This is a genomic window from Sulfitobacter sp. HI0129 (assembly GCF_001635395.1).
GTDB lineage: Bacteria > Pseudomonadota > Alphaproteobacteria > Rhodobacterales > Rhodobacteraceae > Sulfitobacter.
Genome location: NZ_LWGH01000873.1, coordinates 1 through 1,866 on the forward strand (window position 1 = coordinate 1; position 1,866 = coordinate 1,866).

A 1,866-nucleotide genomic window follows, 5' to 3' on the forward strand; every position below is an offset into this window, starting at 1 on the left:
GTCGACCATAGATAGCAGCCCGCGGATTTCTTCCATGGTAAAGCCGAGATCGCGGGCGCGCATCACGAAGTTCAACCGCTCCACATGCGCCGGACCGTATCGCCGGTGGCCGGACGCTGTGCGCGGCGGGTCCGGCATCAGGCCGACGCTTTCGTAATAGCGGATGGTTTCAAGATTGCAGCCGGTCAATCGGGCAAGATCGGAGCGTTTGAGCGCAGTCACGGCAGCGTGATCACCGGGCATGAAATTTCTCCTTGATCCTGTAGTTGGTACAGACCCTATCTTGCCTGTCATCGAAGCACAACCGGGGCAAGACGATGACAGCGACAGCAGATACCGAAGAGCGGACAGGGGAAAGACCCGACAAGAGCGGCTGGGCCGCGACGGGGGCCGGGGTGCTTGGCGCGCTGGCGATGACCTCCTGCTGCATCCTGCCGCTGGTGCTGGTGAGCCTTGGCGTCACCGGCGTCTTCATCGGCCAGCTCACCGCGCTCTACGCCTACAAGTGGGTGACATTTTCGCTGGCGGCGGGGGCACTCGGCTATGGCTTCTGGAAGGCCTATCGCCCGGTACCTGCCGAGGACTGCGCCAGCGGCGCCTGTGCGCGCCCCTTGGATCGCGGCGTGATGCGGGCGCTGCTCTGGTCTGCGCTGGCGATGGTCCTGCTGGCGCTGGCCTTTCCCTATGTCGCGCCGCACATCCTGACTTTCTGAAACGGAGATCCTCCATGAAACAGCTTTTCCTTTCCGCAGCACTGCTGCTGCCCCCCGCCACGGCGCTGGCCGCCGAGGCCGAAACAAGCCTGCATGTTACCGGGCTGACCTGTCCGTCATGCAGCTATATCGTCGCCACCGCGCTCAAGACGGTCGAGACGGTGGAAATCACGGAATTCACCGAAGGTGAGGCGGAGGATGGCATCTATGTCCTGCGTTACGATGACGACGTCACCGGACCCGACGCCCTGATCGCCGCCATCACCGGGGTCGGCTACGGCGCGACGCTCGTCTCAGGGAGCGGCTCGTGAGCGAGCCTGAACCAACCCCTGACAAGAACGACCGCCTGCTGAAATACGGGCTGGTGGGCACTGTCATCGTGGCGCTGTGCTGCTTCACCCCCGTGCTGGTGATCCTGTTCGGCGTGGTGGGGCTCTCGGCAGTGCTGGGGTGGATCGACCTTGTCCTGTTTCCGGCATTGGCGGTGTTCATCGGCATCACCCTCTATGCGCTCTGGCGGCGCCAACGTACGACCTGAAGAGAGATTGATATGACTGATTGTTGCATCCCCAAAGGTGCCTACGACCTCGCCGTGATCGGTGCCGGCTCTGCCGGGTTCTCCGCCGCCATCACTGCCGCGGACGCCGGGGCGCGGGTGGCCCTGATCGGCGAGGGCACCATCGGAGGCACCTGTGTCAACGTCGGCTGCGTGCCTTCCAAGGCGTTGATCCGCGCGGTGGAAAGCCTTCATCACGCGCGCGCCGCCGCTCGCTTCGACGGTATCGAGGCGAGCGCCCGGGTCACCGACTGGCCTGCGACCGTGGCGCAGAAACAGGCGTTGGTGGAGGAGCTGCGCGCGGCGAAATACGCCGATGTGCTGCCTCGGCACGAAAACGTCGAGTACATCGAGGGGCGCGCAAGCTTCGACGATGAGGGCCGCCTGACCGTGAATGGCGCGGTCTTTCCGGCGACGAAGATCGTCATCGCCACCGGTTCGCGCCCGCATGTGCCGGCGATCCCCGGTGTCGAAGGGATCGATGCACTCGACAGCACGTCGGCGCTGGAGTTGTCTGAACTGCCCGCCTCCCTGCTGGTTCTGGGCGGGGGCTATATCGGCGTTGAACTGGCGCAGCTTTTCGCCCGGGCCGGTGTT

General features: G+C 64.5%; 5 protein-coding genes. 4 read left to right on the forward strand and 1 reads right to left on the reverse strand.

Features of this window, described 5'->3' with window-relative positions:
• Nucleotides 1–243, reverse strand: a 243-nt coding sequence (locus A3764_RS20410) for a MerR family transcriptional regulator (RefSeq protein ID WP_150122341.1), incomplete at its 3' end; no start/stop codon positions are given.
• Nucleotides 244–317: 74 nt separating this feature from the next.
• On the opposite strand from A3764_RS20410, the gene A3764_RS20415 reads away from it, so the two are divergent.
• The 4 genes from A3764_RS20415 to A3764_RS20430 form a co-directional block, all read left to right on the forward strand.
• Nucleotides 318–713 carry a mercuric transporter MerT family protein gene (locus A3764_RS20415; RefSeq protein WP_067925534.1) on the forward strand — a complete coding sequence of 132 codons (396 nt, stop codon included), beginning with the start codon at nucleotides 318–320 and terminating at the stop codon, nucleotides 711–713.
• A gap of 14 nt (nucleotides 714–727) precedes the next feature.
• Nucleotides 728–1,024 (forward strand): heavy-metal-associated domain-containing protein, encoded by a 297-nt coding sequence (locus A3764_RS20420; protein ID WP_067925537.1) that lies wholly within the window; start codon nucleotides 728–730, stop codon nucleotides 1,022–1,024.
• Nucleotides 1,021–1,251, forward strand: a complete 231-nt coding sequence (gene merF / locus A3764_RS20425; protein WP_067925540.1) for a mercury resistance system transport protein MerF — start codon at nucleotides 1,021–1,023, stop codon at nucleotides 1,249–1,251. The genes A3764_RS20420 and merF overlap by 4 nt, the downstream gene beginning before the upstream one ends.
• A 12-nt stretch (nucleotides 1,252–1,263) precedes the next feature.
• The coding region (locus A3764_RS20430; RefSeq protein WP_150122342.1) for an FAD-dependent oxidoreductase at nucleotides 1,264–1,866 on the forward strand (603 nt) is incomplete at its 3' end.

Excerpts from the sequence above, each read along its gene's own strand:
- A3764_RS20415 (WP_067925534.1), top strand. The coding sequence starts at position 318 with ATGACAGCGACAGCAGATACCGAAGAGCGGACAGGGGAAAGACCCGAC.
- A3764_RS20420 (WP_067925537.1), top strand. The coding sequence starts at position 728 with ATGAAACAGCTTTTCCTTTCCGCAGCACTGCTGCTGCCCCCCGCCACG.